This window comes from Georgenia satyanarayanai (assembly GCF_009193135.1).
Lineage (GTDB): Bacteria > Actinomycetota > Actinomycetes > Actinomycetales > Actinomycetaceae > Oceanitalea > Oceanitalea satyanarayanai.
In genome coordinates, this window is sequence record NZ_VUKC01000002.1 from 133,617 (window position 1) to 154,484 (window position 20,868).

The 20,868-nt window shown below is 74.1% G+C and carries 22 protein-coding genes and 1 riboswitch; of the genes, 7 read left to right on the plus strand and 15 right to left on the minus strand.

Annotated elements, in window-relative coordinates; all coding sequences use genetic code 11:
* Positions 1–57 precede the first annotated feature (57 nt).
* Both GD632_RS03175 and GD632_RS03180 read right to left on the minus strand, forming a co-directional pair.
* Positions 58–1,917 (minus strand): glycoside hydrolase family 15 protein, encoded by a 1,860-nt coding sequence (locus tag GD632_RS03175; protein WP_152188644.1) that lies wholly within the window; start codon positions 1,915–1,917, stop codon positions 58–60.
* Between the two features lie 41 nt (positions 1,918–1,958).
* Positions 1,959–3,047 carry a pyridoxal-phosphate-dependent aminotransferase family protein gene (locus GD632_RS03180; protein WP_152188646.1) on the minus strand — a complete coding sequence of 363 codons (1,089 nt, stop codon included), beginning with the start codon at positions 3,045–3,047 and terminating at the stop codon, positions 1,959–1,961.
* A 57-nt stretch (positions 3,048–3,104) separates the two neighbouring features.
* Here GD632_RS03180 and GD632_RS03185 point away from each other — a divergent pair, with 57 nt between their 5' ends.
* Together GD632_RS03185 and GD632_RS03190 are read left to right on the plus strand one after the other, a co-directional pair.
* Positions 3,105–3,629, plus strand: a complete 525-nt coding sequence (locus tag GD632_RS03185; protein ID WP_152188649.1) for a 2'-5' RNA ligase family protein — start codon at positions 3,105–3,107, stop codon at positions 3,627–3,629.
* A 25-nt stretch (positions 3,630–3,654) separates the two neighbouring features.
* Positions 3,655–3,906, plus strand: a complete 252-nt coding sequence (locus GD632_RS03190) for a hypothetical protein (protein WP_152188651.1) — start codon at positions 3,655–3,657, stop codon at positions 3,904–3,906.
* Here the strand turns inward: GD632_RS03190 and GD632_RS03195 are convergent.
* From GD632_RS03195 to GD632_RS03205, 3 genes are read right to left on the minus strand one after another with little or no spacing between them, the layout of a single operon-like run.
* Positions 3,862–4,881 (minus strand): NAD(P)/FAD-dependent oxidoreductase, encoded by a 1,020-nt coding sequence (locus GD632_RS03195; RefSeq protein ID WP_152188653.1) that lies wholly within the window; start codon positions 4,879–4,881, stop codon positions 3,862–3,864. The genes GD632_RS03190 and GD632_RS03195 overlap by 45 nt on opposite strands.
* Positions 4,882–5,418, minus strand: coding sequence for an isoprenylcysteine carboxyl methyltransferase family protein (locus tag GD632_RS03200; protein WP_152188655.1), 537 nt, complete (start codon positions 5,416–5,418; stop codon positions 4,882–4,884).
* Positions 5,415–6,473 carry a type III polyketide synthase gene (locus tag GD632_RS03205; protein ID WP_152188657.1) on the minus strand — a complete coding sequence of 353 codons (1,059 nt, stop codon included), beginning with the start codon at positions 6,471–6,473 and terminating at the stop codon, positions 5,415–5,417. Before GD632_RS03205 ends, GD632_RS03200 begins: the two co-directional genes overlap by 4 nt.
* Before the next feature lie 30 nt (positions 6,474–6,503).
* Between GD632_RS03205 and GD632_RS03210 the strand changes: the two genes are divergently transcribed.
* A complete protein-coding gene (locus tag GD632_RS03210) occupies positions 6,504–7,307 on the plus strand; it encodes a UbiA family prenyltransferase (RefSeq protein WP_226924485.1) in 804 nt (267 codons plus the stop codon).
* A 1-nt stretch (position 7,308) separates the two neighbouring features.
* Here GD632_RS03210 and GD632_RS03215 read toward each other — a convergent pair whose 3' ends face one another.
* A complete protein-coding gene (locus GD632_RS03215) occupies positions 7,309–7,827 on the minus strand; it encodes a DinB family protein (RefSeq protein ID WP_152188661.1) in 519 nt (172 codons plus the stop codon).
* Between the two features lie 74 nt (positions 7,828–7,901).
* Between GD632_RS03215 and GD632_RS16350 the strand changes: the two genes are divergently transcribed.
* Positions 7,902–8,402 carry a flavodoxin family protein gene (locus GD632_RS16350; protein ID WP_152188663.1) on the plus strand — a complete coding sequence of 167 codons (501 nt, stop codon included), beginning with the start codon at positions 7,902–7,904 and terminating at the stop codon, positions 8,400–8,402.
* On the opposite strand, the gene GD632_RS03225 is transcribed toward GD632_RS16350, so the two are convergent.
* Complete coding sequence (locus GD632_RS03225; RefSeq protein WP_152188666.1) at positions 8,399–9,409, minus strand: aldo/keto reductase family protein; 1,011 nt, start codon at positions 9,407–9,409, stop codon at positions 8,399–8,401. The genes GD632_RS16350 and GD632_RS03225 overlap by 4 nt on opposite strands.
* A gap of 125 nt (positions 9,410–9,534) precedes the next feature.
* Here GD632_RS03225 and GD632_RS03230 point away from each other — a divergent pair, with 125 nt between their 5' ends.
* From GD632_RS03230 to GD632_RS03240, 3 genes are read left to right on the plus strand one after another with little or no spacing between them, the layout of a single operon-like run.
* The gene (locus GD632_RS03230) at positions 9,535–10,536 is read left to right on the plus strand and encodes an ABC transporter substrate-binding protein (RefSeq protein WP_152188669.1); all 1,002 of its coding nucleotides are present in this window, start codon (positions 9,535–9,537) and stop codon (positions 10,534–10,536) included.
* Between the two features lie 5 nt (positions 10,537–10,541).
* The gene (locus GD632_RS03235; protein ID WP_226924486.1) at positions 10,542–11,468 is read left to right on the plus strand and encodes an ABC transporter permease; all 927 of its coding nucleotides are present in this window, start codon (positions 10,542–10,544) and stop codon (positions 11,466–11,468) included.
* A gap of 2 nt (positions 11,469–11,470) precedes the next feature.
* The gene (locus GD632_RS03240) at positions 11,471–12,259 is read left to right on the plus strand and encodes an ABC transporter ATP-binding protein (protein WP_152188671.1); all 789 of its coding nucleotides are present in this window, start codon (positions 11,471–11,473) and stop codon (positions 12,257–12,259) included.
* Positions 12,260–12,265: 6 nt separating this feature from the next.
* Here the strand turns inward: GD632_RS03240 and GD632_RS03245 are convergent, their stop codons facing one another.
* The 8 genes from GD632_RS03245 to GD632_RS03280 all read right to left on the minus strand — a co-directional run bounded on the left by GD632_RS03245 (position 12,266) and on the right by GD632_RS03280 (position 20,667).
* On the minus strand, positions 12,266–12,652 hold the full coding sequence (locus GD632_RS03245; protein WP_152188674.1) for a pyridoxamine 5'-phosphate oxidase family protein: 387 nt from the start codon (positions 12,650–12,652) through the stop codon (positions 12,266–12,268).
* Positions 12,653–12,727: 75 nt separating this feature from the next.
* Complete coding sequence (locus tag GD632_RS03250) at positions 12,728–13,162, minus strand: aminoacyl-tRNA deacylase (protein WP_152189289.1); 435 nt, start codon at positions 13,160–13,162, stop codon at positions 12,728–12,730.
* 32 nt (positions 13,163–13,194) lie between these two features.
* Positions 13,195–15,582 (minus strand): glycoside hydrolase family 65 protein, encoded by a 2,388-nt coding sequence (locus GD632_RS03255; RefSeq protein ID WP_226924488.1) that lies wholly within the window; start codon positions 15,580–15,582, stop codon positions 13,195–13,197.
* Positions 15,579–16,313, minus strand: coding sequence for a beta-phosphoglucomutase family hydrolase (locus tag GD632_RS03260; protein ID WP_152188676.1), 735 nt, complete (start codon positions 16,311–16,313; stop codon positions 15,579–15,581). Before GD632_RS03260 ends, GD632_RS03255 begins: the two co-directional genes overlap by 4 nt.
* A gap of 91 nt (positions 16,314–16,404) precedes the next feature.
* Complete coding sequence (locus GD632_RS03265; protein WP_152188679.1) at positions 16,405–16,950, minus strand: hypothetical protein; 546 nt, start codon at positions 16,948–16,950, stop codon at positions 16,405–16,407.
* Positions 16,947–17,960, minus strand: coding sequence for an ABC transporter ATP-binding protein (locus GD632_RS03270; protein ID WP_152188681.1), 1,014 nt, complete (start codon positions 17,958–17,960; stop codon positions 16,947–16,949). The genes GD632_RS03265 and GD632_RS03270 overlap by 4 nt, the downstream gene beginning before the upstream one ends.
* Positions 17,954–19,654 (minus strand): ABC transporter permease, encoded by a 1,701-nt coding sequence (locus tag GD632_RS03275; RefSeq protein ID WP_226924496.1) that lies wholly within the window; start codon positions 19,652–19,654, stop codon positions 17,954–17,956. The genes GD632_RS03270 and GD632_RS03275 overlap by 7 nt, the downstream gene beginning before the upstream one ends.
* Positions 19,630–20,667 carry a thiamine ABC transporter substrate-binding protein gene (locus tag GD632_RS03280; RefSeq protein WP_152188683.1) on the minus strand — a complete coding sequence of 346 codons (1,038 nt, stop codon included), beginning with the start codon at positions 20,665–20,667 and terminating at the stop codon, positions 19,630–19,632. Before GD632_RS03280 ends, GD632_RS03275 begins: the two co-directional genes overlap by 25 nt.
* Before the next feature lie 50 nt (positions 20,668–20,717).
* A riboswitch (TPP riboswitch) is annotated at positions 20,718–20,823 on the minus strand.
* Between the last annotated feature and the right edge of the window lie 45 nt (positions 20,824–20,868).

Genomic DNA, 20,868 nt, shown 5'->3' on the forward strand with positions numbered 1-20,868 from the left:
CACCAGCCCAGCCACGCTCGCCAGCCCGCTCACCGCCGACCTCACCGCCATCGGCCGTCACTCGCGGTCGCGGGCCGCCTGGATCGCGTCGGCGGCGCGGATGAGACCGAGGTGGCTGAAGGCCTGGGGGAAGTTCCCCGCGAGCCGCCCGCTCTCGGGGTCGTACTCCTCGGAGAGGAGCCCGAGGTCGCTGGAGTAGCCGACGAGCTGGTCCATCATCCGTGCGGCGTCCTCCACCCGCCCGCTGTACGCGTACTGCTCCACCAGCCAGAACGCGCACAGGAGGAAGGGGTACTCCTCCCCCTCCAGGCCGTCCATCCCGGCCTCGGTGCGGTACCGGTGGACCAGCCCGTGCTCGGCGTCGAGGAGGTCCTCCTCGATCCGGGCGACGGTCCCGAGCATGCGGGGGTCGTCGTAGGCGAGGTACCCGGTGTGTGGCAGCTGGAGGAGGGAGGCGTCGACCTCCGTGCCGTCATACGTCTGCGTGTACGACCCGAGCTCGGCATCGAAACCGTGCTCCTCGATCTCCTCGGCGAGCCGAGCGCGCAGCTCGCGCCACCGCTCGACCGGGCCGTCGTGCCCGTGCTCCTCGACGGCCCGGACGCCTCGGTCGAAGGCGGCCCACATCATCACCCGGCCGTGGGTGAAGTAGTGCGCCTCCCCGCGCATCTCCCAGATGCCGTGGTCCTTGCGCTCGATGTTGTCCTCGCAGTAGCGCAGCAGGCTCTTCTGCAGGCCCCACGTGTAGGTGTCCTCCGCGACACCCGCCTCACGGAGCTCGTGGAGCGCGATCATCACCTCGCCGACGACATCGGCCTGGTACTGGTCGGCCGCTCCGTTGCCGATCCGCACGGGGCGCGAGTCCTCGTAGCCGGCGAGGTGGTCGAGCTCGAGCTCGGTGAGCTCTCGCTCACCCCCGAGCCCGTACATGATCTTGATGTCGTCGGCGTCGCCGGCCACGGCCCGCAGCAGCCAGTCGCGCCACAGCGAGGCGCCCTTCGTCAGGCCGTGCGCGATCGCGACCTCGATGGTGAAGGCCGCGTCGCGCAGCCAGGTGTAGCGGTAGTCCCAGTTCCGCACCCCGCCGAAGTCCTCCGGCAACGAGGCGGTGGGGGCCGCGACGATGCCACCGGTGTCGAGATGGGTGAGGGCCCGCAGCACGAGGAGGGAGCGGATGACCATCTGGGTGTGGTCGGTGCGCACCTCGAGCTGGGAGGCCCAGTCGCTCCAGAGCTCCACGGCCTCGGCGAGCGCCTGGTCGGCGTCCGGCGGCTCCGGCGGGTCCTCGTAGGAGGGGAACCAGGTGAGGTCCCAGTCGAGGGACTCCCCCTCGCGCAGCGGGAAGGTGCCCACGAGACGAGGGGCGCGCTTGCCCTCCTCCTCCCCGTCACCGTGGGCACCCGGCTGCGCCGAGCCGGCGTCGCCGCCCTCACCGTCGGGCCAGTGGAGGAGCGGCCCGGTGATGAGGATGCCGTCCGGTCCGGCGAGCGCGAGCAGGGCCGCCTCACCGTCCTTCCGCTCGATCTGCCGGGTCCACGGCGTCGAGCGCGCGTAGTCGAAGCGCAGCCGCAGGTCGTGCTCGACCTCCACCTCGCCCTCGAGGCACTCCACGCGTCGCACGAGGTCACCCTGGGTGGTGCTCGGCGGCAGGAAGTCGGTGACGCGGGCGCGGCCCGTGGGAGTGCGCCACGTCGTCTCGAGGACGAAGGTCTGCGGGAGGTAGCGGCGCTCGACCACCTCGCCGTCGACGGCGCGCAGCAGCCAGCGGCCGTCGTCCTCGTCACCGAGGAGGGCGCAGAAGACCGCCGGGGAGTCGAAGCGCGGCAGACACAGCCAGTCGATGCTGCCGTCGCGCGACACGAGCGGGCCGGTACGGAGGTCGGACAGGAGGGCGTACTGCTCGAGTGGGGTGCTCATCCCGTCCCATTCGAGCCGATCTCGCCGCCGTCCGCATCCGCTCAGCGGCGCAGGACGTCCCTCAGCGCGGCGAGGACGAGGACGACGGCGGCGTCGTCGGCGTTGGGACCCATGAGCCCGATGCGCCACACGCTGTCGGCATACCTGCCGGCGCCCGCACCGATCTCGATCCCGTACCGCTCGAGGAGCTCGCTCCGCACGGCGGCGGCGTCCACGCCGTCGGGGACGACGACGGTGGTGAGCTCGGGCAGCCGGTGGCCCTCGGGGGCGAAGAGCTCCAGGCCCATCTCCTGCAGCCCCTCCTGCAGACGCCGGCCGGCGCGCTCGTGCCGGGCCCACACCGCCTCGAGCCCCTCGTCGAGGATCCGCCGCAGCCCGCCGTGGAGGCTGGCGACCATCGCCGTCGGCGCGGTGTGGTGGTAGGTGCGCGCACCACCCGTGGTGCCGCCGACGTACCCGCCGAGCAGGCCGAGGTCGAGGTACCAGGACCGCGGCGTCTCCACGCGCCGGGCGAAGGCGCGGTCGCTGATCGTGAAGGGCGCCAGGCCGGGCGGCACGCCCAGGCACTTCTGGGTGCCGGCGTAGCCGATGTCGATCCCCCAGTCGTCCGCGCGCAGCTCGATCCCCCCGATGGAGGTGACGGCGTCGACGAGGAGGAGTGCCTCGCCCTTGAGGCGGCCCAGCGCGGCGACGTCGGAGCGGACCCCCGTGGAGGTCTCCGCGTGGACCATCGCGATGATCGTGGGGGCAGGGTGCGCCGCCGCGACGCGCTCGACGTCCACCGGCTGCCCCCACTCGTGCTCCACCCGCACGACCTCTGCCCCGCAGCGGCGCGCGACCTCGCACATCCGCTCCCCGAAGAGCCCGTTGACCGCGACGACGACAACGTCCCCGTCGTCCACCGTGTTGACGAAGGCTGCCTCCATCCCGGCCGAACCGGTGGCGGACAGCGGCAGCGTGCGGGCGTTGCCTGTCTGCCAGACCTCGCGCAGCATCGCGCATGTCTCGTCCATGACCCGGATGAACTCCGGGTCGAGGTGTCCCAGGAGCGGCGCGGCGAGCCCCGCCGTCGCCTCGGGGTAGGGGTTGGTCGGACCGGGACCGAGGAGACGACGCGTGACGAGGGGCATGGCTCCTGTCTATCTCCGCCGTCACGGCCGCACAAGCACCCGTAGCCTGGACGGACCATGGCACTCGCCGTCTGCCTGCTCCTCGACCCGGCGGACGAGCGTGCGCTCGTGCGGCTGTGGTGGCGGGTCGAGGCCGCCGGCGTGCCGAGCATGGCCACCCACACCCACGGCGGGCACCTGCCGCACCTGTCCTACGCGGTGCTCCGGTCCTACGACGTCACTGCCGTGCACGACGCCGTCGCGACGCTCCCCGACGGCGGTCCGCTCCGCCTCCACCTCAGCGCCGTCGCGACCGCCCCGCGCGGTCGGGTCTGGCTCGTGCCTGCAGCGTCCGCCGAGCTCGTCCGCCGGCAGCGGGCGGTGGCTGAGGCGGTGACCGCGACGGGTGCCGAGCTGCACCGCCACTACGTGCCCGGCCGGTGGCTGCCGCACCTGAGCCTGGTGCCCCGCGCCCGGTTGGCCGACCTGCCGGCGGTGACCGACGTCGCTTACGCGGTCCTGCCGCTCGAGGTGCACGCCACCAGGGCCGCCCTCATCGACAGCGCGACCGGCGAGCGGTGGCCGCTCGGCCCGCTGCCCTGAGGGACGCGCGGCTACTGTCGGTGACGTGGACGGTGACGACGAGCGCAGCTACCTCAGGGCGATGCTCGTCGTCACGGTCGCCCTGGGCATCGTCACGGCGCTCGTCGCCGTGCTCGTCGCGATCGTCCCCGGTGGCGGGGACGAGGAGCCCGCCCCGCCGGGCCCGACGTCCTCGGCGCCGGGCTGGACGCCGACCGACGACGTCCTCCCCGGCTCGCGCGGGGCCGGACGGTCAGCCGCCGACGGCGTTGACCGCGGCGGCGAAGACCCGCGGTAGGCGCTGGGCGGCCGGGACGAGCAGCGGGCGCACCGGGGAGGCGCCGACCGTGAGGAGCGTCTGGGTGAGCAGTCGGTGGCGGCGCACGATCCGCCGCCACTCCCGCTCGTAGGCGCCCGGGTCCCCGGCGACGACGGACCGCACCGCCGCCTGCGCCTGGGCGAGCGCGAGGCTGATGCCCTCGCCGGTGAGCGCGTCGACGTAGCCGGAGGCGTCCCCGACGAGGAGGACGCGCCCCTCGACCCGCCGCCGCGAGGCCTGCCGCAGCGGCCCCGCACCGCGGACCGTGGAGGCCGCCTCGGCCCCGCCCAGCCGCTCGAGCAGCTCGGGGAAGTCGGCGAGCTGCACCTCGTACGCCGCGCGACGCGTGGTGAGGACGGCGACACCGACCACGTCGTCGGCGACCGGGGTCACGTAGGCCTCGCTGTGCGCTGCCCAGTGCACCTCGACGTGGTCCGTCCACGGCGCCAGGCGCACGTGGCGCCGCAGCCCGTAGCGAGCCGGCCCGGGCGTCCGGGCCTCCAGGCCGAGGGCGCGACGCAGCGGGGAGTGGAGCCCGTCGGCGACGACGGCGTACCCGGCGGCGACGCCGTCGACGATGACGCCGCCCGGCGCGTCCCGCAGCTCCCGGACCCGGTTCTGCTCGATGGTGACGCCGGCGTCGAGCACCGCCTCCCGCAGCGCCCGATGGAGCTCGGTGCGGCGGACCCCGCGCCCCGCCGGTCCGCGGAACCTGGTCGCGGCGCTCCGGCCGGGGGAGCAGTAGCGGATCCCGACGATCTCCCGACCGGCCGGCCGGACGCCGAGCGCCGCGAGGTGGGCGACGCCGGCGGGCATGACCCCCTCCCCGCACGCCTTGTCGACGACGCCGGCCCGCGGCTCGCGCACGACCACCGAGAGTCCCGCCGTCGCGGCGTGCAGGGCGGTCGCCAGTCCGGCAGGTCCACCGCCGGCGACGACCAGGTCGGGGGTCACTCAGCCGCCTGCGGGGACGGCGCCGGCCAGGGCACGGTTCTCCGTGCGGATGCGGACGGTGAGCAGCGCCGCGTTGGCCACGGTGAAGACGAGGGCGGTGACCCAGGCGTCGTGGACGAGTGGCAGCGCGAAACCCTCGACGACGACGGCCACGTAGTTCGGGTGCCGCAGCCACCGGTGGCGGTAGGGCCCGTGCTCGACGAGCGGCAGGTCCGGCACGACGATGACGCGCGTGTTCCAGCGCGGTCCGAGCGTCGTGATGCACCACCAGCGCAGCGCCTGTGAGCCGAGCGCGAGCGCGAGCATCACCCACCCGACGGCGGGCACGAAGGGGCGGTCGGCGAGCCACACCTCGAGCAGGCAGCCGACGAGCAGCCCGGTGTGGAGGACGACCATGACCGGGTAGTGCCCGGCGCCGCTCTCCCGGCCACCGCGCGCGAAGGACCACCGGGCGTTGCGCGTGGCGACGACGAGCTCGGCGAGCCGCTCGAGTGCGACCGCGCCGATGAGGACGGTGAACAGGACCTGCGACGTCATCGTGCCTCCAGGAGAACCATCTCGAGACTGAATCCCGGCCCCATCGCCATCATGAGGCCGTGGCTGCCGGACGGGGGCCGCGCGTCGAGCGCCGCCCGCAGGATGTGGAGCACCGACGCGGAGGAGAGGTTGCCGACGGTGCGCAGCGACTCCGTCGTCAGCGCCAGCGCCTCCAGGGGCAGGCCGAGGGTCTCGGCGAGCGCGTCGATGACCTTCGGGCCGCCCGGGTGGCACACCCACCAGCCGACGTCGGCGACCGTGAGCCCGTGCTCGGCGAGGAAGGCCACGACGTCGGCCCCCACGTTGTCCCGGACGAGGTCGGGCACCTCGGCGCCGAGGACGATGCGCAGCCCCGTGGAGCGCACGTCCCAGCCCATGACGCCCTCGGTCCCCGGGTACAGGCGGCTCGCGGAGCCCACGACCCGCGGCAGGTTCCCGGGTGAGGACGGACCGCCCGAGGTCGCGAGGACGGCGCCCGCGCCGTCGCCGAAGAGACCGCTCGCGACGAGGTTGGCGCCGGAGGCGTCGTCGCGCTGCACGGTGAGCGAGCACAGCTCGACGCTGACGAGCGCGCCCACGGCACCCGGCCGGCCCGAGAGCAGGTCGTGCAGCCGCGCCGTCCCGGCGGCGCCGGCCATGCAGCCGAGCCCGATGATCGGCAGCCGCACGACGTCCGGGCGCAGGCCCACCCGCTCGGCGATGCGCGCCTCGAGCGAGGGCACGGCCAGCCCGGTGATGGTCGTGGAGACGATGAGGTCGAGGTCGCGCGGCCTCAGCCCGGCGGCGTCGAGGGCCCGCGTCAGCGCCTGGGCGCCGAGCTCGACCGCCGCGGCGATGAAGGCGTCGTTGGTCTGGCCGAAGTCGAGGAGCTCGGCGTACCGCTCGAGCGGCAGCGCGACGTGGCGGGCGTCGACGCCGCAGCCCGCGTGGATGCGCCGGATGAGCCGTTCGCCGCGCTCGTCCAGGCCGATGATGTCGACGAGCGCGTCGGTGAGCTCCTCCTGCGCGTAGCGGTACTCGGGCAGCACCGGCTCGACGGCGAGCAGCTCAGTCACAAGCCCGAGAGTACGGGCTAGCCTCCACTGGTGCCCCTCGTCACCGCGCTCGCGCGCGCCTCGCACCCCGCGCCGACCGTCGTCGTCACCGCGCTGGCGGCGCTGCTCGCCGTCGGGGCGGGGCACGGACCGGCGGGAACGCTGCTCGTCGGGCTCGCGGTGCTCACCGGCCAGCTGTCGATCGGCTGGTCCAACGACCTCCTCGACGCCGGCCGCGACCGCGCCGTCGGGCGGGCGGACAAGCCGCTCGCGACCGGGGCGCTGAGCACCCGGGTCCTCGGGCTCGCGCTCGGCCTCACCGTGGCGGCCACGGTCGCGCTGTCCCTGGCCCTCGGGGTGCGCGCCGCCCTGGCGCACCTCCTCCTCGTCGGCGGCGGGTGGGCCTACAACCTCGGCCTGAAGTCGACGGTCGTCTCGTGGCTGCCCTACGTCGTCGCCTTCGCCGCGCTGCCCGTCGTGCCGTGGCTGGCCCTGGACCCACCGGTGCTGCCGCCGTGGTGGATGCCCGCCGTCGGCGGCCTGCTCGGCGCGGGCGCGCACGTCGTCAACGTCCTGCCCGACCTCGCCGACGACGCCGCCACCGGCGTGCGCGGCCTGCCCCACCGGCTGGGCGCGCGGGCGTCGGGCGTGCTCGCCGTCGTCATCCTCCTCACCGGCACGGCGGTCGCCGTGCTCGGTCCGCACGGGCCGGTGCCGGTGTGGGCGTGGACGGTCCTCGCCGGTGCGGGGATCCTCGCCGTCGTCTCCCTCGGGCGACCCGGCCGCGCGCCGTTCCACGCGGCCATGGTCATCGCGCTGGCCAACGTCGTCGTGCTCCTCGTGCGGGCTGCCTGACTCAGCCGCCGACGTCGTGCAGGTGGTGCAGGACGTCGTGGAGGAAGTACTGGCTGAGCGTGCGCACGGTGAAGGGCGAGCCGTTGCTCCGCAGGCCGCTGCGCCCCCACCGGTCCTCCGGCACGGCGGCGAAGTCGGCACCGACGGCGCGGGCGTTCGCGGCCAGCTCCGCGGCCACCACTCCCGGGTCCTGCTCGCCGTACCGGCCCGCGACGGCCGCGGGGTCCTGGTCCCAGTTCGGGAAGGTCGGGTCCTCCTCGGTGAGGACGAGCTCGAGACGCCCACGGAACACCGCGCACACGTCGCGCACGTGCGCCGCGTACTCCAGCGGCGACCACGTGCGCTCGTCCGGGCGCCGCGCGACGTCCGGGCGGCGCAGCACCGCCTCCCAGCGCACGACGGCGTCCTCGAGCACCTGCGCCGTCGTCGCCGGCGTGTGGGCGGCGGCCTCGGTCCCGCACTCGGGGCAGGGGCGCTGCAGCACCCAGGTCCAGTCCTTGGTGTCCGGGTCGATCGCCATGCCGGGCATCGTGCCGTGCGCCCGCGGGCACGTCCAGTAGCCTCACGGGACCACCGCGCGAGGGAGGCGACCACATGAAGGCGCTCGTCGTCTACGAGTCCCACTTCGGCAACACCGGCCGGGTGGCCCGGGCGGTCGCCGAGGGGCTGCGCACCGGCGCCGACGTCGAGGTGCTCGACGTCGCGGACGCCCCACCGATCGGTGAGCTCGACGCCGACCTCCTCGTCATCGGCGCCCCCACCCACGTGCTCGGCCTCAGCCGGCCCGACTCCCGCCGCGAGGCGATGGAGCGGGCCGGGCTCGAGGAGGGGTCCCGGGCCGGGGTCCGCGAGTGGCTCGAGGGGGCCGGCGCACTCACCGCGCCCGTCGCCGTCTACGACACGCGCACCCACGAGTCCAAGCTGCCGGGGAGCGCCGCCCGCGCCGTCGTGCGGCGGCTGCGGCAGCGCAAGGTCCCGGTCGTCGCACCCCCGGAGCACTTCGCCGTCCACGGCAGCGAGGGGCCGCTGGCCCCCGGGGAGGAGGAGCGCGCCACCGAGTGGGGGCGCGGTCTCCTCATCCTCCCCGGCGCCTAGGCGAGGCGGGTCTCCGGCACGTTCGTCAGGGACGGGTCCCGCACGACGGAGTCCCCGAGGATGTCGTCGATGCGGGTGAGGACCTCGGCAGGCAGCTCCACCCCGGAGGCCGCGACGTTCTCGGCGACCTGCTCGGGGCGCGAGGCGCCGATGATGGCCGCGGAGACGCACGAGTTCTGGAGCACCCACGCGACGGCGAGCTGCGCCATCGTCAGACCGAGCTCCTCCGCGAGGGGCCGCAGCTCCTGGACGCGGGTGAGGAGGACGTCGTCGTGGAGGTCGCGGTCGATCATCGCGGCGCCGCCCTTGGTGTCCGACGCACGCGAGCCCTCCGGGACGACCTGGCCGGGCCGGTACTTGCCGGTGAGGACGCCCTGCGCGACCGGGGAGAAGACGATCTGCCCGATGCCCAGCTCACGGGAGGCCGGGACGACCTCCTCCTCGATGACGCGCCACAGCATCGAGTACTTCGGTTGGTTGGAGACGAGCTGGACCCCGAGCTCGCGGGCCAGGGCGTGGCCCTCGCGGAGCTTGTCCGCCGGCCACTCCGAGACCCCGATGTACAGGGCCTTGCCCTGCCGGACGATGTCGGCGAAGGCCTGCATCGTCTCCTCGAGCGGGGTCTCCACGTCGTAGCGGTGGGCCTGGTAGAGGTCGACGTAGTCGGTGCGCAGGCGGCGCAGGGACCCGTCGATGCCGTCACGGATGTGCTTGCGGGACAGGCCGGTGTCGTTGGGGCCCTTCTTCCCGATCGGGAAGTAGACCTTGGTGAAGATCTCGAGCTCGTGGCGCGGGACGCCGGCGAGCGCGTCCGCCAGCACCTCCTCCGCGCGGGTGTTGGCGTAGGTGTCGGCGGTGTCGAAGCTCGAGATGCCGGCGTCGAGGGCGGCGTGGACGCAGCGCGTGGCGACGTCGTTCTCCACCTGCGAGCCGTGGGTGAGCCAGTTGCCGTAGACGATCTCCGAGATCTTGAGACCGCTGTTGCCGAGGTACCTGTGCGCGACCATGGGCGCCAACCTACCCGCCACCTCGGCCCCCGCCCGTCAGCCATCGCCTGAGACGACGTTCTCATATAGCGGTCACGTCCAGTACGCTTCTCCGACGCGTACCGTGCCCCTGGAAGGACCCCCCAATGACGCGCACCTCCCTCCGCCTGGCCGGCGCCCTTGCGGCCTCCGCCCTCCTCCTCGCCGCGTGCGGGAACGACGACGGCGGTTCCGGGGACGGCACCGGATCCGACGGCGGCGACGACGCCCGCACCTACTCCATCGGCGTCACGCAGATCGCCGCCCACCCGTCGCTCGACGCCTCCCTCGTCGGCTTCAAGGCCGCCCTCGAGGACGCGGGTCTCGACGTCGAGTACGACGAGGAGAACGCCCAGGGCGACCAGTCGACCGCCATCTCCATCGCGAGCGGCTTCGCCTCCGCCGGGCACGACCTCGTCCTCGCGATCGCCACGCCCACGGCGCAGGCGGCCGCGCAGGCGATCACCGACGTCCCGATCCTCATCACCGCCGTCACCGAGCCGGAGGCCGCCGGCCTCGTCGACAGCTGGGACGCCCCCGGCGCCAACCTCACCGGCACGAGCGACCTCAACCCGGTGGCCGAGCAGCTCGGGCTCCTCGCGGAGATCGCCCCCGACGCCCAGACCGTCGGCATCGTCTACAGCTCCGGCGAGGTGAACTCCGAGGTGCAGGTCGAGCTGGCCCAGGAGGCCGCCACCGAGCTCGGCCTGGAGATCAGGACAGCCGCGGTCACCAACTCCGGTGAGGTTCAGCAGGCCGCCGACTCCCTCGACGTCGACGCCTTCTACGTCCCCACCGACAACACCGTCATCCAGTCCTTCGAGGCGCTGCTCCAGGTCGCCGAGTCCAAGTCGCTCCCGCTCGTGTCCGCCGACGGTGACACCGTCGAGCGCGGCGCGATCGCCACCTACGGCATCGACTACGAGCAGCTCGGCTACCAGACCGGCGAGATGGCCGTGCGCATCCTGCAGGACGGCGCCGACCCGGCCGAGATGCCCATCGAGACGCTCACCGACTGGCCGCTCGTCGTCAACCCCGCCGCCGCCGAGCGGATGGGTGTGGAGCTGCCCGCCGAGCTCGTCGAGCGCGCCGACACCGTCATCGAGTAGCACCCGTGTCCGCACTACCCGCAGCCGTCGAGCTCGGCCTCATCTACGCGGTGATGGCGCTGGGGGTCTACCTGACCTTCCGGATCCTCAACTTCCCGGACCTCACGGTGGACGGCAGCTTCACCACGGGTGCCGCGACCGCCGCCGTCCTCATCACGGGCGGCACCCACCCGGCCCTCGCCACGCTCGCCGCGGGCGTGGCGGGGCTGACGGCGGGCGTCGTCACCGGCCTGCTCCACGCCAAGGGCGGGATCAACCCGCTGCTGGCGGGCATCCTCACCCAGATCGGCCTGTACTCGATCAACCTGCGGATCATGGGCGGCGCCAACGTGCCGCTGCTGCGCGAGGACACACTCATCACACCGCTGCGGGAGAACGGCCTGCTCGGTGGCGCCGTGGCGATCGGGATCTTCGGGGCGGTCGCGATCCTCGTCAAGCTCGCCCTCGACTGGTTCCTCCACACCGACACCGGTCTGGCCCTGCAGGCCACCGGTGACAACGAGGCGATGATCCGCAGCTTCGGCGTCAACACCGACCGCACGAAGATCCTCGGCCTGGCCCTGTCCAACGGGCTCGTCGGGCTCGCCGGCGCGGGCGTCGCCCAGTACCAGGGCTTCGCGGACATCTCGATGGGGATCGGCCTCATCATCGCCGGCCTCGCCTCGGTCATCCTCGGCCAGGCCGTCTTCGGCTCGCGCCTCATCGTCATCTCGACGCTCGCCGTCGTCCTCGGCTCGATCCTCTACCGGGTGGCGATCCAGCTCGCCCTCCAGGTGCCGTGGCTCGAGGCCAACGACATGAAGCTCGTCTCCGCCGTCCTCGTCGTCACCGCGCTGCTCCTGCCGCGGTGGGGCGTGTTCCGACGGGTGGGGGCGCTGCGCTCGCTGCGCCGCACGGCGGCGACGACCACGACGACGGCGGGAGGCCAGTGACCATGCTCGCGATCGACTCGGTCACCAAGACCTTCTTCCCCGGCACCCCCAACGAGCGGGTCGCCCTCGCCGGCATCTCCCTGCGTCTGGCGCCCGGCGAGTTCGCCACCGTCATCGGCTCCAACGGCGCGGGCAAGTCGACCCTCCTCAACACCGTCGCCGGCCGGATCAGCCCCGACTCGGGCACCATCACCGTCGCCGGCGACGACGTCACGCGCCTGCCCGACCACCGCCGCGCCGCGCACGTGGGCCGGGTCTTCCAGGACCCGCTCGCCGGCACGGCCCCGGACATGACGATCGAGGAGAACCTCGCGATCGCCTACGCCCGCGGCAAGAGGCGCGGCCTGCGGCTCGGGGTCACCCGGGCCAAGCGGGACTTCTTCCGCACCGAGCTCACCTCCCTCGAGCTGGGCCTGGAGAACCGGCTCAAGATGAAGGTCGGCCTGCTGTCCGGTGGTCAGCGACAGGCGCTGTCGCTGCTCATGGCGACCTTCAGCGAGCCGAAGATCCTCCTGCTCGACGAGCACACCGCGGCCCTGGACCCCCAGCGTGCCGACCTCATCACGCGCCTCACCGCCGAGGCCGTCGAGCGCCACCACCTCACCACGCTCATGGTCACCCACAACATGGACCAGGCGCTGCGGGTGGGCACGCGGCTCATCATGATGCACGAGGGCCGGGTGGTCGTCGACATCGCCGGCGAGCGCAAGGAGCGTGCCTCGGTCCAGGACCTGCTCCAGGCCTTCTCCCAGGCCGGCGCCGGGCTGGACGACCGCACCCTGCTCCAGTAGCCGCCCTCAGCGCCGCACGCGCCGGCCGGTGACCTCGGTCATCGGCACGGCGACGGGTACGGTGGACGCCAGGTCCGCCCAGACGTCCGCCGCCGGTGCGCCGGGGTTGACGAGCTCGTCACCCAGGAGGTGTGCCCGCCCGGTGACGGTCACCGACCAACCGGTCCGGGTCTCCTCGTCGAAGTGCCCGGCGGCGAGGGTGATGAGCCGACCCTCGACGACGGCGGTGAGCGAGCGTCCGTAGTCGCTGCGTACGACGACCTCGTCGCCGTGGACGACGAAGTTCACCGGGACCAGGTGGACGGGGCCGCCGGCGCAGTGGGCGAGCCAGGCCACGGACACCTGGTCGAGCAGCTGGCGGCAGGCGCGCTGGTCCAACACCTCGAGCGTCATCTCGGCTCCCGTCGGCGGGCTTCCAGCATCCCACCGGTGGCAGGGCGGCGGGCCGAGTTCGGGCCGGCGGGAGGGTCAGGCGGGGTCGGTGACGTCGGCGACCTCGGCGCCGAGCGCCGTGACGAGCGCAGCGCCGTCGACCGTCGCTGCCACGCCGTGGGCGCCCGCCCCGATCGAGACGGTGCCCCGGACGCGCTCGTCGGCGACCACCGGCCAGCCGCGCAGCGCCCCGAAGGGCGTGATCGTGCCACGCTCGTAGCCCGTCACCTCGCGCGCGGTGGCGGCGTCGGGCAGGGACAGGCGGCTGACTCCGAGCAGCGCCCGCAGCTTGGGCCAGGAGATGGCCCGGTCCCCGGGGACGAGCACGAAGAGGTAGTCCTCCTCGGCGCGCCGCACGACGATCGTCTTGATGAGAGCCGACGGGTCGACACCGCGTGCCGCCGCCGCCTCGGCGAGGCTGCCGACGCGCCCGTGCCGGGTGAGGGTGTGCGCCAGCCCCGCGGCCTCCATCGCGGCGACCGCCTCCGCCTCGCCGGGGGCGCTCACGACGCGCTCCGCGCGACCGACAGCGGCTCGCGGCCGGCCGGCCGCGGGGTGCGCCCCACCGGCTGCGGCGGCGCGGCCAGCAGCGGCTCGCGCCGCTGGACCGGGCGGGTGACCGGCTTACCGGCGCGGACGAGGATCTCCTCGTCGTAGACCCGCATCGTCATCCCCTCCCCGTTCCCGCTGGGCAGCGTGCACGTCACCTGCTCGTGGTCGGCCTCCACCTTGACCGCCATGCCGTGCCACAGCACGCGGAAGGCCAGGCGCGTCACCGACGCCGGCAGCGCGGGTGCGACGCACAGCTGGTCCCCGCGCTCCCGCATGCCGCCGAAGCCGTCGACGAGCGCCGTCCACGTCCCCGCGGAGGAGGCGATGTGCACGCCCTGGTCGGTGTTGCCCTGGAGGTCGCGCAGGTCGACGAGGGCCGCCTCGTGGAGGTAGGCGTGGGCGAGGTCGAGGTGCCCGACCTCCGCGCACATGACGGCCTGCGTGCAGGCCGACAGCGAGGAGTCCCGCACCGTGCGGCGCTCGTAGTAGTCGAGGTTCCACGCCTTGTCCTTGGCGGTGAACTCCTCCCCGCACCAGTGCATGGCGAGGACGAGGTCGGCCTGCTTGACCACCTGCTTGCGGTACAGCTGGAAGTACGGGGCGTGGAGCATGAGCGGGTAGGGGGTCTCGCCGTTGTGGAAGTCCCACTCCCCGTACCTGGTGAAGCCCTCGCACTGCGGGTGGACGCCGAGCTCGGCGTCGTAGGGGATGTGGACGCCCTCGGCCGCCGCCCGCCACGACTCGCGCTCGTCGTCGTCGACCCCGAGCGCGGTGGCGACGTCGGGGTGGCGCTCGCAGGCCGCGTCCGCGGAGCGCAGGTTCCGCGCGGCCATGAGGTTGGTGAAGACGTTGTCGTCGATGACGGCGGTGTACTCGTCGGGCCCGGTGACGCCCTGGACGTGCCAGGCACCGGACCGGTCGTGGTGGCCCAGGGACATCCACAGGCGGGCGGTCTCGACGAGCACCTCGGCCCCGCACTCGCGGTCCAGGCTCTCGTCCCCCGTCGTGAGGCGGTAGTACTCGAAGGCGCGCGCGATGACGGCGTTGAGATGGAAGGCCGCGGTGCCGGCCGGCCAGTACGCCGAGGTCTCCTCCCCCTGGATGGTGCGCCACGGGAAGGCGGCGCCGGCGAGCCCGAGCGTGGCGGCACGCGCCTGGGCGAGCGGCAGCGTCGAGGCGCGCCACCGCAGCGCGTGCGCGGCGGCGTCCGGTGCCGTCATGACGAGGACGGGCAGGACGAAGCCCTCGATGTCCCAGAAGGTGTGGCCGTTGTAGCCCGTCCCGGTGAGCGCCTTGGCGCCGATGGCGCGCCCCTCGGCACGCGCTCCCGCCTGGAGCACCTGGAAGAGGCAGAAGCGCACCGCCTGCTGGAGGATCGGGTCGCCGTCGACCTCGACGTCGGCCGAGCCCCAGAAGTCGTCGAGGTAGGCGCGCTGGTCACGGACGAGGGAGTCCCAGCCGGCGTACCGCGCGCTCGTGAGCGCGGCGGCCACCTGGTCGCGCACGGCGTGCACGCTGCGGGTGCCCGACCAGCCGTAGGCGATGTTCTTGACCACCCGCAGCCGCTCCCCCGGCTCGAGGACGGTGACGACGGTCGTGCGCGCCCAGTCCTCGCGCGCCTCGTGCTCGACCTCGTACTGGTGCGGGCACTCGATGTCGTGGTCCATCCCCGCCGCCACGAGCAGCCCGCTCGTGCGGGTCCGGTGGAGGAGGATCGCCCCGTCCTGCTCGACGTCCTGGGCGACGGCGGCGAGCGGGTCCTGGAGCGCGGCGGCCACCCGCGGGTCGCCGTCGTCGTCGACGTCCTGGGGTCCCTCGTTGGCGACGAGCTCGGACTGGACGATGACACGTGCCGGCCCGTCGACGGGCTCGACCTCGTACTCGACGGCGGCGACGGCCCGGTGGGTGAAGGAGACGAGCCGGGTGGAGCGCACGATGACCCGCCGCCCGGCCGGGGACACCCACTCCGTCTCCCGGCGCAGCGTGCCGGCGCGCAGGTCGAGGACCCGCTCGTGGGAGACGACCTCGCCGTAGCGCATGTCGAAGGGCTCGTCGTCGACGAGGAGGCGGACCAGCTTGCCGTTGGTGACGTTGACGATCGTCTGCCCGGACTCGGGGTACCCGTAGCCGCCCTCGGCGTAGGGCAGCGAGTGGTGCTCGAAGAAGCCCGACAGGTAGGTGCCCTGCTGGTCCACCGGCTCGCCCTCGTCGAGGTTCCCGCGCATCCCGAGGTGTCCGTTGGACAGCGCGAACAGCGACTCCATCCGCCCGAGCGTCCCGAGGTCCAGGCCGCGTTCGCGCAGGCACCAGGGCTCGACCGGCAGGGTAGGGCCCGTCACAGCAGCTCCTCGAGGTCCGCGACGACGACGTCGGCACCCTGCGCGCGCAGCGCGTCGGCCTGGCCGAGGCGGTCGACGCCGACGACGTAGCCGAAGCCGCCCGCCCGGCCCGCCGCGACACCCGCGAGCGCGTCCTCGACGACCGCGGCCTCCGGCGGCGTGAGGCCGAGGCGGCGCGTCGCCTCGAGGAAGGTGTCCGGGGCCGGCTTGCCGGGCAGGTCGAGGGCGTGGGCGAGCGAGCCGTCGACGAGGACGTCGATGCGCTCCTCGAGCCCGGTGACGTCGAGGACGAGGGCGGCGTTGGCGCTGGAGGAGACGACGGCGCAGGGCAGGCCCGCCGCGCGCGCGGCGTCGAGGTACCGCACCGAGCCGGGGAAGACCTCGACGCCCTCGGTCGTGATGAGCCGCAGGACGCGCTCGTTCTTGCGGTTGCCGATGCCGTTGAGGGTCTCCCGCTCGGGGCTGTCCGTGGGTGTGCCGGTGGGCAGGGTGATGTCACGGCTGCCGAGGAAGTCACGCACGCCGTCGACCCTCCGCTTCCCGTCGACGTAGGCGGCGTACTCGGCCACCGGGTCGAAGGGGACGAACGGCTCGCCCGTGCGGCTGGCGTGGTCCCGGAGGAACTCGTCGAAGGTGTCCGTCCACGCTCTCGCGTGGAGGGCGGCGGTCCGGGTGAGGACGCCGTCGAGGTCGAACAGGAGCGCACGCACGCTGTCGGGTAGGCCGAGCACCACTTCTCCCTTCGGTGGAGGTCCGCCCCAGCCTTGCAGGATTCGGCCCGTCCCGCGCCCCCCACCGCCGTGTCGGGGGTGGGGGCGTCGGTCAGCGGAGGCGCTCGAGGGTCTCGGCGACGTCCACCAGGACGTCGAGGTAGCGGTCGAGCTCGGTGAGGAGCGGCTCACCGGGGAGCCAGCCGACGAGGGCGCCGCGCTCCACCCGCAGCGACAGACCGGTCGGCGCCCGCTCGCTGAGCCACGCGCCGCCGGCGGCACCCAGCTCGTCGACCGGGACGCCGTCGGTCATCATCTGCGCCACCGGCGCGTCGACGCGCAGCTCGACGGTGAGGACGTGGGTGACCTCGCGCGGCGGCGCGGTCTCGAGCCGGAAGGACGTCGCCTCCCGGCCGCGGTACGGCCCGGCGACGGCGTCGTCCACCTCCCGCTCGGGTGCGGTGAAGGGCGGGCACCGCCACCGGCCGAGCACCTCAGGGGCGGCCCCGAGCACCCGCCAGCCCCGCGGGGAGGCCCAGATCTCCAGGCGCTCCGTGCGCCGCACGGCACCGCCCAGCCGCCGCCGCGAGCGTGCCAGCAGCAGCGCCGGCACGGCGACCACCGCGACGAGCAGGAGCAGCAGCAGGGGCTCGGTCACCGCGGCACCACCGCGACGTGGTCGGCGGCGACGCGCACCCGGGCGGTGTGCGGCACAGCGCCGTCGGCCGGTACCCGGACGACGGCGCCCTGGCCGTCCGGCAGCGTGACGTCGAGCTCGCGCTCCCCGCGGCGCACCCGCCACCCGCGCACGGGGAGGGGTGCGCCGTCGTCGTCGGGGACGAGCGCCCGCGGCCCCAGGGCGAGGCGCACCTCGCCGTCCGCGCCGCCCGTCCGGCCGGCGACGGACCCGAGCGGGCCGTGCACCTGCCCGTCGACGACGACGGCGTCGACCACCGGCCCGTAGCCGAGGAACCGGGCGACCTCCTCGCTGACGGGCACGCGCCACAGCCGCTCGGGCGTGTCCGCCTGCAGGACGCGGCCGCGGGACATGACGGCGATGCGGGAGGCGACGGTGAAGGCCTCGTCGTGGTCGTGGGTGACGTAGACGGCGGTCGTGCCGGTCGCGTGGATGATGTCGCGCAGCTCCCCGGCGAGGTGCTCGCGCAGCGAGCGGTCCAGGGAGGAGAGCGGCTCGTCGAGGAGGAGCAGCCGGGGGCGCGGCGCGAGCGCGCGCGCCAGGGCCACCCGCTGCTGCTCACCGCCCGAGAGGGTCGTCACCGGCCGGGCGCCGTAGCCGCCGAGGCCGACGAGCCGCAGCAGCTCGGTCACCCGTGCCTCGCGCTCGCTGCGCGGCAGCCCGGCGATGCCGTAGGCGACGTTCCCGGCGACGTCGCGGTGCGGGAAGAGCTGGCCGTCCTGGAACATGAGCCCGAAGCCCCGCCGGTGCACGGGCACGCCCGCGAGGTCGTCCCCGTCCCAGCGCACCCGCCCGGACGTCAGCGGCTCGAGCCCCGCCACCGCGCGCAGCAACGAGGACTTCCCGCAGCCGGACGGCCCGAGCAGGGCGAGCACCTCACCGGACGGCACCTCGATGCTGACGCCGTCCACGGCCGTCGGGCCGCCGGGGTAGGTGAGGACCGCCTCGCGGACCTCCAGTCCGTTCACCACGTGCCCATCCTGTCTCCTCGGAGGCGTTCGGCCAGCATCATGACGCCGGCGGTGAGGGTCGCGAGGACGACCGACGCCGCGAGCGCCATCCCGTAGTTCTCCGCGCCGGGACGGCCGATGAGCCGGAAGATGACGACCGGCAGCGTGGGGCTCTCGGGGCGGGAGAGGAAGGCGGTGGCACCGAACTCCCCGAGGGAGACCGCGAAGGCGAAGCCCACCGCCAGGCCGAGGCCGCGGACGAGGAAAGGGCCGTCGACGGTGGCGAGCACGCGTCCCGGGGACGCGCCGAGGACGGCCGCGGCCTCCCGCAGCCGCGGGTCGATCGCCCGGAGCACCGGCAGCACGGTGCGCACGACGAGCGGGACCGCGACGACCGCCTGCGCGACCGGCACGATGAGCGCTGTGCCGCGCAGGTCCAGCGGTGGGGAGTCGAGGGTGATGAGGAAGCCGAAGCCTACCGTCACGGCGGAGACCCCGAGCGGCAGCATGAAGACGGCGTCGAGCACGCCCAGCGCCCGCCTGCCCTGCGGGGAGCGCGGGCGGCGGGAGACGACGATCGCGACGAGCGTGCCGACGACGACGGCGATGACGGTCGCGTCCACGGCGGCCCGCAGGGAGTTGAGGGCCGCCTCCCACACCGTGACCGTGAGGGCGTTGGCACCGCCCGTCGTCGCCAGCCGGCGGAAGTTGCCCAGCCCCCACCCCTCCGGGGTGCGCAGCGACCCCACGAGGAGGTGGGCGAGCGGCAGGACCAGCAGCCCGAGGACGACGGCGGCGGTGACGGCCGCCGCGGGGGCGTCCGGTCCCGGCCGGCCGGCCTGGCGCAGCCGCAGCGGGCGGGTCGCGGAGCGGTCGGCGCGCAGGTGGAGGGAGCGGTCGTAGTGCCGGCGGGCGCGGGAGGCGAGCAGCAGGGCGGCGCCGACGACGACGAGCTGGAGCACGGACAGCACCGCGGCCGCCCGCAGGTCGAGGAACTGGGTGGTCTGGATCCACACCTCGGTCTCGATCGTCCCGTAGCGCAGCCCGCCCATCGTGAGGACGACGCCGAAGGACGTCGCGCAGAAGAGGAAGACGACGGCGCCCGCGGAGACGACGGCGGGGGCGAGCGCCGGCAGGGTCACCGTGCGGAACGCGCGCCACGGGGAGGCGCCGAGGCTGCGCGCCGCCTCCTCGGCACGCGGGTCGAGCCGCTCCCACAGCGCCCCGACCGTCCGCACGACGAGCGCGTAGTTGAAGAACACCAGCGCCGCGACGACGGCCGCGAAGGTGCCGTCGATGCCGAGGAAGCCGAGCGGCCCGGTCTCCACGAGCAGCGAGCGGAACGCCACCCCGACGACGACGGTCGGCAGCACGAAGGGCACGGTGACGAAGCCGCGCACGAGCCGGCGGCCGCGGAAGCGGCAGCGGTAGAGGACATAGGCACCCGGCAGCCCGAGGAGCAGCGCGAGGACGGTCGCGGTGAGCGACTGGCCCACCGTGATCCCGATGACCCGCCAGGTCCGCCGCCGGGAGAGGACCTCGGAGATCCCGCCGAGGTCGAGGACGCCGTCGGGCAGGAAGCCGCGGGCGACCATCGTCGCGACCGGCCACAGGAAGAAGACGGAGAGGAACGCGAGCGGCAGCCCGGCCGCGAGCACCCAGGCGAGCGCACCGGCCGGGCTGCGGCGGGTCAGCCGACGACGATCTCGGTCCACGTCTCGATCCAGCGGTCCCGGTTGTCCGTGATGGCCTGCGGCTCCACCTCGTGCGGGGCCGGGCTCACCGGGGCGTGGTCGGCCCACTCCTGGGGCAGGGCGACGCCGTCGAGGACGGGGTACATGTACATGCTGCCCGGGATGTCGGCCTGCACCTCCGGGGAGAGGAGGAAGTCGACGAACTCCTGGGCGCCCTCGACGTTCTCCGCCCCTGCCAGGACGCCGGCGTACTCGGTCTGCCGGAAGCACGTCTCGAGCAGCGCCCCGGTCCGCGGCGCGGAACCGCCCTCGGGCACCTCGGCGGCGGGCGAGGAGGAGTAGGACAGCACGAGCGGCCGGGGTCCGGCGCCCTCGGAGCCGGAGAAGTCGACGTAGTAGGCGTCGGACCAGCCCTCGACGACCCGCACGCCGTTGGCGGTGAGGTCTCGCCAGTACTGCTCCCAGCCGTCCTCGCCGAAGGCACCGACGGTGGCGAGGAGGAAGGCCAGACCGGGCGAGGACGTCGCGGGGTTGGTCACCACGAGCAGGTCGGCGTAGGCCGGGTCGGTGAGGTCCTCGAGCGTCTGCGGCTCGGGGACGCCCTGCTCGCGGAACCACTCGTGGTCGACGTTGACGCACACGTCACCGAAGTCGACGGCCGTGAGGGCGTCGTCCATGACGGTCGTGGCGTCCGGGGAGCGGTAGGCCTGCAGGACCCCCTCCTCGACGGCGCGCGCCGCGAAGGAGTTGTCGATGCCGTAGACGACGTCGCCCAGCGGGTTGTCGCGGGTGAGGACGAGCTGGTTGACGAGTGCGCCGCCGTCGCCCGGGCTGATGTGCTCGACGGTGTAGCCGGTGCGCTCCTCGAAGTCGGCCAGCAGCCCCTCGCTGAGGCCGAAGGAGTCGTGGGTGACGACGCGGAGCACGTCCGCGCCCTCGTCCCCTCCCCCGCCCGAGCCGGTGGCGCTGCACGCCGCCAGCGCGAGCGTGGCGACGAGGCCGGCGGCAACGGTGCGGGTGCGGTGGGTGGTCATGCGTCCTCCTCAGGTGCAAGGAGGGGTCCGGGCGTGGGCGTCCACGTCCCGGGGAGAGAATCCCGACTTCCTTCGCCGGTGCTAGCCGGAGCAGGTTCGAGGGTCTGCGGCCTCGCCGCACTCTCAGCACCGTCCGGTGCTCCCCTGTCGTTCACCTCCGATGCTACCTCCCGGCCAGGTGTGCACGGCACCACGGCCTTC

Bases quoted from the DNA above. Each gene is read 5' to 3' on its own strand.
- GD632_RS03175 (WP_152188644.1), bottom strand. From the start codon at position 1,917: ATGAGCACCCCACTCGAGCAGTACGCCCTCCTGTCCGACCTCCGTACC.
- GD632_RS03225 (WP_152188666.1), bottom strand. From the start codon at position 9,409: ATGGTCGCGCACAGGTACCTCGGCAACAGCGGTCTCAAGATCTCGGAG.
- GD632_RS03240 (WP_152188671.1), top strand. From the start codon at position 11,471: ATGCTCGCGATCGACTCGGTCACCAAGACCTTCTTCCCCGGCACCCCC.
- GD632_RS03230 (WP_152188669.1), top strand. From the start codon at position 9,535: ATGACGCGCACCTCCCTCCGCCTGGCCGGCGCCCTTGCGGCCTCCGCC.
- GD632_RS03250 (WP_152189289.1), bottom strand. From the start codon at position 13,162: ATGGAGGCCGCGGGGCTGGCGCACACCCTCACCCGGCACGGGCGCGTC.
- GD632_RS03280 (WP_152188683.1), bottom strand. From the start codon at position 20,667: ATGACCACCCACCGCACCCGCACCGTTGCCGCCGGCCTCGTCGCCACG.
- GD632_RS03215 (WP_152188661.1), bottom strand. From the start codon at position 7,827: ATGGCGATCGACCCGGACACCAAGGACTGGACCTGGGTGCTGCAGCGC.
- GD632_RS16350 (WP_152188663.1), top strand. From the start codon at position 7,902: ATGAAGGCGCTCGTCGTCTACGAGTCCCACTTCGGCAACACCGGCCGG.
- GD632_RS03185 (WP_152188649.1), top strand. From the start codon at position 3,105: ATGGCACTCGCCGTCTGCCTGCTCCTCGACCCGGCGGACGAGCGTGCG.
- GD632_RS03200 (WP_152188655.1), bottom strand. From the start codon at position 5,418: ATGACGTCGCAGGTCCTGTTCACCGTCCTCATCGGCGCGGTCGCACTC.
- GD632_RS03245 (WP_152188674.1), bottom strand. From the start codon at position 12,652: ATGACGCTCGAGGTGTTGGACCAGCGCGCCTGCCGCCAGCTGCTCGAC.
- GD632_RS03180 (WP_152188646.1), bottom strand. From the start codon at position 3,047: ATGCCCCTCGTCACGCGTCGTCTCCTCGGTCCCGGTCCGACCAACCCC.